Origin of the sequence: Caballeronia sp., assembly GCF_028292365.1 — a bacterium.
Classification (GTDB): domain Bacteria; phylum Pseudomonadota; class Gammaproteobacteria; order Burkholderiales; family Burkholderiaceae; genus Caballeronia.
Map to the genome: position 1 here is coordinate 1 of NZ_JAQGMM010000207.1, position 6,540 is coordinate 6,540.

4 protein-coding genes are annotated in these 6,540 nt (G+C 60.6%); 3 read left to right on the forward strand and 1 reads right to left on the reverse strand.

Annotation, left to right across the window (positions count from 1 at the left end; genetic code table 11):
• Positions 1-653 precede the first annotated feature (653 nt).
• Genes JWR14_RS12745 through JWR14_RS12755 form a run of 3 tightly spaced genes read left to right on the forward strand, consistent with a single transcriptional unit; the run spans position 654 to position 5,307 of the window.
• The gene (locus JWR14_RS12745; protein WP_299706842.1) at positions 654-3,485 is read left to right on the forward strand and encodes a molybdopterin cofactor-binding domain-containing protein; all 2,832 of its coding nucleotides are present in this window, start codon (positions 654-656) and stop codon (positions 3,483-3,485) included.
• On the forward strand, positions 3,482-4,075 hold the full coding sequence (locus tag JWR14_RS12750; RefSeq protein ID WP_299706845.1) for a (2Fe-2S)-binding protein: 594 nt from the start codon (positions 3,482-3,484) through the stop codon (positions 4,073-4,075). Before JWR14_RS12745 ends, JWR14_RS12750 begins: the two co-directional genes overlap by 4 nt.
• The gene (locus tag JWR14_RS12755) at positions 4,072-5,307 is read left to right on the forward strand and encodes a cytochrome c (protein WP_299706847.1); all 1,236 of its coding nucleotides are present in this window, start codon (positions 4,072-4,074) and stop codon (positions 5,305-5,307) included. The genes JWR14_RS12750 and JWR14_RS12755 overlap by 4 nt, the downstream gene beginning before the upstream one ends.
• A 40-nt stretch (positions 5,308-5,347) precedes the next feature.
• On the opposite strand, the gene JWR14_RS12760 is transcribed toward JWR14_RS12755, so the two are convergent.
• Entirely contained in the window at positions 5,348-6,304 is a 957-nt protein-coding gene (locus JWR14_RS12760; RefSeq protein ID WP_299706850.1) for a patatin-like phospholipase family protein, read from the reverse strand.
• Positions 6,305-6,540 lie beyond the last annotated feature (236 nt).

Genomic DNA, 6,540 nt, shown 5'->3' on the forward strand with positions numbered 1-6,540 from the left:
TAACAACGACAACTAAGTCGTTGCGACCCATCTAACCCGTCTGACCGGTTGCTGATGACCGGTGCGGTGTACAAAAGCCTGCCTTGAAAAAGGCGGGCTTTTGTCGTTTCCGCAGGGAATATATGCGTTGTGGGTGATTAGCCTTCGGCGCATTGTCCTTTAAATTGTGGCAGTCGACCGCGCATAACGCCCCGGAATCTGCACCCGGAACCCGGTCAAATCCGTGCACATTCGGACGCTTCCGAGTGACATTGCTGGCATCACATGTTGCGCACCGTAATGAGTTTTCACTCTCCGCGCCAATGGTAGCCAAGCACAAAACTTGACATGCCGATTGCTGCTTGTGGGCAAGCTTCGCACGTACAATCGCCCCCGTTTCCCGGGCAGCGCACAGCGCTCCGCAGCGACAAGAACTCGGCACAAGGGAAAGCCTAAAAAAGCCAGCCAAACGTTGAAACACGCTGGTGCAAATCCTTGCACGTTGAAGAACCTGAAGTGCGATTACGATCGGAGATACTCAGATATCTCATCGCCGCCACACATCGGATCAAGTCGTTATATGAACAGAATAATCATTTCGGAATGCAAAATAAAAACCGAAACCCGAAGCCGCTTGGCCTGAAGCTCTCAGCCGATCATTCAAGGAGAGGACTATGAGAGAACTCGACCGATCGCGTCGTGGTTTTTTGAAAGCGAGTGCAATCGCGGGACTGACCGTCATTATTGCGCCGCTCGGCAGTCGCGCATTCGCTGCGTTATTTGAAGAAAAAGTCCTGACGCCGATTCAGTGGGACGCAGCAACCGGCAGCGCCAAGTTTCGTATTGACGGTATCGCGAAGGTCACCGGTTCGAAGGTGTTTGCAAGAGACGTTCGCGCAGCCGACATGCCGCACTGGCCGAACCAGCAATCGCACGCGTTCATTTTGCGTACGACGCAGGCTGACAGGCGGTATGAGGGTTTCGACCTGAGCTTGCTCGGCGACGAACTTCAGCCTGACCGGATCGTCACGGCCGCGGAGCTTGCCCGCGACGGCCTCGCCTTTCCAGCCTTCTATGGCGACGACATGTTGCTGCCGCCCGGCAAGACGCCGGCTTATCTCGGCCAGGCCGTGGCCATGCTGATCTATCACGATTTCGCACGCTTCCGGTTCGCCAAGGACAAGCTCCAGTTCCGCGATGAAATCATCCGCTACGGCGAGAAGACCGGGCCGCTCGAACGTGATCCATGGGGCACGTTCCGCTTCGTGCGCGTGGGCGGAACGACAGCCTATGACGAGGACACGTTCTCGAGCCTGAAGGACACCATGTTGTTCCCAAGCGCGATGCGCAAGCATGAGCCCGTGTGGGCTGCGGGCCGGCAGGACGGCAAGCTGGACGAGCAGGGACTGTTCCATGCGCAAAGCATGCAGGGCGAACTCGATCATCCGCCGGCGGACTGGCTTGTGCTGGAGCGCAACTACAGTACGCAATCCATCGATACTGCCGCGCTCGAACCCGACAACACGAACTGCTGGTACGACGCGGCGACGCAATCGCTGCACATGGTCGTGCCGACACAAGGGCCGTACGAGGTTGCGGAGAGCGCGGCGGGCATGGCGGCAAAGAGTCGCTTTCCGGTGAAGAACCTGTTCGTGCACCCGGTCTCGACCGTCGGCTACGGGTCGAAGGATCACTTCACGGTTCCGTTCTACGGATTGGTCGCGGCCATGTATGGCGACGGCCGTCCGGTACGTCTTGCATTTGACCGCTATGAGCAATTCCAGACATCGATAAAACGCCATGCATCGAAGATGCGTTATCGGATTGCGATCGATAAGAAAACGAACCTCCTGCAGTCGTTCAAGGCTGAGTTCGAAGTCAATGGAGGCGGGCGCTGCAATTTCTCGCCATCGGTGGCCATGGTGGGCGCATCCGGCGCGCAGTCGATCTACTACTTCCCGAAGAGCGATCTGACGGGCGTCGCGATCGCGTCGCGCGCGATCGACGCTGGCTCCGCGCGCGGTTACGGCACGCTGCAGACCATGGCCGCGACCGAGATGCTGATCGATGAAATCGCGACGCAGCTTGGGCTCGATGCTATTGACTTGCGACTGAAGAACGCGCTGCGCTCGGGCATGAAAAATACCCAGGGCGCCATTCCCGCCGGCGCAATTCGTGTCGATGAAGTCCTGCAGAAAGCCAAGGTTCATCCGCTGTGGACCGGGCGTGCTCAGAAGAAAGCGGAGTATGAGCTCGCACATCCGGGCAATCGCTATGGCGTGGGTTTCGCCTGCGTGCAGAAAGACTTCGGCACGGGCGCGGAGTCATCGTTCGCGAAGGTTGAGATCGCCGCCGACGGCAAGATCACGATGCATCATTCGGGCGCGGAGATTGGCACTGGCGTGTCTACGTCGCAAGCAATCGCCTGCGCGAAGTGGGTCGGCATGCCGGCCGCCGAGGTGCGCATGGCGATTATCGACTGGCCCGAGTTGCCGGTCGTGACCAGTGGCGATCCCTACATGATGTCGCAGGGAGAGCAGGACCGGCTGTCTGCGAATCCGCGCTGGTCGCCGGGGTTTATATCACCAACGAGTGCGACGAATTCAGCTTTCTATTTCACGCATAGCACGTACGAAGCGGCACGCGTGGTCTTCACGCACGGTTTATGGCCGGCAGCGATGGCGATATGGAGCAGTGGCATAGGCGGCGGTCAAGCTGCGCCGCTTGTCGTGCGTCGTGAAGATGCGCGCTGGGTGGAGGGCAAGCTGACAGCAGCAGGTCTCGAGCCGCTGTCGATCGAACAACTCGCGCGTAAGGCGCATGACCTCGCACTCGTCACGGGCGCGGTTGTGCACGTGTTCAATCGGTGGCAGTGGAGCGAAGCGGAATTCAGCATTGATGGTGTGACCGAGCGTCTGCCTATTGACGGCTTGTCGCTGCTTCACGGCGCGGGCAAGGCCGATGCCAACAAGACCAATGCTGCACTTGTCCAGCCCGTTTACCGCGCCCTTGATCGCAAGCGCGTGTTCATTGCCCCGGTTAGCCGCAACAACGCCGCGGTCACTTACTACAGCGCTGTCGGGACACTCGTCGAGCTCGCGGTGAACGAAGCCAGCGGTCAGGTCAGTCTGCTCTCGCATCACTCGATCATGGAGTGCGGCAACATGCTTTCGCCGCAACTCGTCTCGGGTCAACTGCAAGGCGGACTCGCGATGGGCATTGGCCATGCACTGCATGAATATCTGCCGCTCTATGAAGAGGGTCCCGGCAACGGTACCTGGAACTTCAACCGCTATCGGCTGCCGCGTGCAAGCGATGTCGCCGTCTGGGCCCAGACCGGCGAAGTGCTGCCGCCGTTGTCCGAGACCGATCCCCCGAAGGGCATTGCAGAAGTGGTGATGATTCCGGTTGTCGGCGCCATCGTCAACGGTATTGCGCACGCCATTGGGCATCGGTTCAACGACTTGCCGGTGAAACCACAAAACATTCAGGAGGCGCTTGCATGACTGCTGCCCACCCCACTCCGACACCGGTCATGAACCAGCCTTTGATCCAGATGAAGCCCATTTCGCTGACGATCAACGGTGCTGCCATGGGTCCGATCCAGACCCCCGACGGCCTCATGATGATCGATTTCCTGCATGAATACGTGGGCTTGACCGGCTCGCGGCTTGGCTGCGGGCAGGGCGTCTGCCACGCGTGCGTGGTGATCCTCGACAAGGCGGACGGATCGAGCGAGGAAGTACGCTCGTGCATCACGGGCGCGCATTTCTTCGACGGCAAAAAGGTGCGGACTATTGAAGGCCATGCCAAACGTAACGACCAAGGCGAGGTGGTCGAACTCTCGCCGGTGCAGCAGAAGTTTCTTGAACACTTCAGTTTCCAGTGCGGCTATTGCACGCCGGGGTTCGTCAATGCGGCGACGGTGCTGATCGAGCGGCTAAAGCGCAATCCGATTGCCAAGACGTCAGTGGAACAGGAGATCACGAAAGCACTCGACGACCACATCTGCCGCTGCACCGGCTACGTCCGGTACTACGAGGCGGTCAGGGACGTTATTCTGAACACGCCTGGACTTGTTAAGGATTCCGCATGAACCGGGCAATTTTATTTCGCCTCGGCGCGCTTGCGCTATGCGTCGGCGCGCTGTCCGCTTGTAACGATCGTGCCGATGTAACCGCAGCCCCCACGCATGAAACGGCCGCCGAGCAGATTGTGCGCGGCGGTTATCTTGCGAAAGCGGCCGACTGCGCCGCCTGTCACACGATGCCCGGTGGTGCGCCGTTTGCCGGTGGCGTGAGGCTCGGGTCGCCGTTCGGCACCTTCTACGGCACGAACATTACGCCGGATTCGGTGCACGGCATCGGCAAGTGGAGTGCAGCGCAGTTCTACAAGACTTTGCACGACGGCGTGGCGCCTGACAAGCAGCTCTATCCGGCAATGCCTTACACGTCTTACCGGACAATGTCCCGTGCTGACAGCGACGCCGTCTATGCGTATCTGATGGCGCAAAAACCGGCCGCGGTACCGAACCGGGAGCCCGATCTGAAGTTTCCGTTCAACGTGCGGACTGCCGTGATGTTCTGGAACATGCTGTTCCTCAAGGACACGTTGCCGGATGCATCGGTGGGAACCTCGGCTGACTGGAACCGTGGACGATATCTCGCCAATGCGCTGGGTCACTGTGCCGAATGCCACACGCCGCGTGGTGTGTTCGGTCAGATGAACGGTGCGAAGACGCTGCAGGGGTCAACGCTCGGTCGTGTCCAGCCGCCGGATATCACCCCCACGGGACTTGCCGCGCGGGGCTGGACCGGCGCTGATTTGCAGACATTCTTCGCCACGGGAATCAGCCGCCAGGGTCCTGCGTTCGGCGAGATGCATCCGGTAGTGATGCTGAGCACTCAGTACCTGAACCAGGGTGACCTGCGCGCGCTGTCGACCTATATGCTCGGCGATGCACCGCTTCCCCCGGCGCGGGTTCAACCGGGCGCAGCCGATGCCGCGCAAGTGGCAGCCGGCCGGAAGAGCTATGTCGCTGTGTGCGCGGGGTGTCATGGGCTTGGCGGGGAGGGCAAGCCTCACGTGGCGGTATCGATGCAAGGGAGCTCGACGCTGCGTCAGGCCAATCCACATAACCTGCTTGTTGCGATGCTCGACGGCGTAGAGGCCGCCGAGTTCGCCGGAACGGAACGCATGCAGGCAATGCCGGGATTCGCCGCCACACTCAGCGACGATGAACTCGCGAATCTGGCCAACTACCTGCGCTCGGGCTGGGGCGGTCAGCCGGGCGACGTAACGGCGGCAAGCGTCAAGGCGTTGCGCTAAGCGGTTTGGTTTTACAAGGCGAAAGGCGCTACCGTGTAGTTCAAACGGTAGCGCCTTTCGCCGCCATTTGCCGCTGCAGTTCCGGCCAGATCTTGGCTACCGCTTCCTCGCCGGCGAGGATGGCCGCGTTGCGCTGGCCGAAGTCGCTGCCGCTCATGGCGGCCAAGTTCGGGCGGATGACAAAGTCGGCGTATTTATCGAGTTCGTAAGCCTTGATGGTCTGGCCCATGATCGTGAACGTCTGCATCAGGACGTCGAAGGAACTTTGCGTCAATCCCGTCTCGGGGCGCGCCGAAATATCCACCGCGATGACAAAATCCGCGCCCATCTTGCGCGCGAACGCCGCTGGCACCGGGCTCACCAGACCGCCATCCACGTACTCATGACCGCCGATCTTCACCGGCTCGAAGATGGACGGCACGCTGCATGACGCGCGCACCGCAATGCCGGTATTGCCGCGCTGGAACAAGATGGGCTGTCCGGTCTTCAGGTCCGTCGCGACAATGCCGAGCGGTTTCGCCATTTTCTCGATCGGCCGGTTGTCGAGTGTCTTGTTCAGGTAATTCTGTAACGCGACGCCTTGGAGGAAACCGCGTGTGCGGAATGGCATCGCCCAATCGCTGATCGATGCTTCGTCCATGGTCAGCGCCAGCTTGTTAATGGCGATGCCGTTCATTCCCGACGCCGATAACGCCGCAATCACCGAGCCCGCACTCGTTCCGCTCAGCAGATCCACCTTCAGGTTGCGCGCTTCGAGCGCCTTGATGACACCGATATGCGCAAACCCGCGCGCCGCGCCGCCGCCCAGTGCAAGGCCGATCCGCACGGTCCGCTGGGGCGTGCTGGTGGATGGTACGGGCGGCACGGGTGGATTGAGCGCGGTGGTGGAACTCGTCGTCGTGGTGCAGGCCGTGAGCACGGCCGACGCGCAGCCAAGAGAGAACGCGCGCCGCGACAACTGAGGCAGCGACGAAAGCGAGGGTGGCGATATCTTCAAGGAATTCTCCTGCGATGCAACGGGGACGAGCGTGCGGCGTGGACGCTGCGCAGCCGGCTTGGTTAGCTGCCTGGTCGAGCCATCCGGTGACGGCCGCACATGATAAAACATGATGACCCCCGAAAGCAGGCCAAAAGCGCCGGCGGGTATAATTCACACTCGTTTTGACCGCTCGCGAAGTTCGTCCATCAGACGCGCCGAAGCCGGTCCCCGATATATCGCTTGCCTGGCTCCTC

Bases quoted from the DNA above. Each gene is read 5' to 3' on its own strand.
- JWR14_RS12745 (WP_299706842.1), top strand. From the start codon at position 654: ATGAGAGAACTCGACCGATCGCGTCGTGGTTTTTTGAAAGCGAGTGCA.
- JWR14_RS12750 (WP_299706845.1), top strand. From the start codon at position 3,482: ATGACTGCTGCCCACCCCACTCCGACACCGGTCATGAACCAGCCTTTG.
- JWR14_RS12755 (WP_299706847.1), top strand. From the start codon at position 4,072: ATGAACCGGGCAATTTTATTTCGCCTCGGCGCGCTTGCGCTATGCGTC.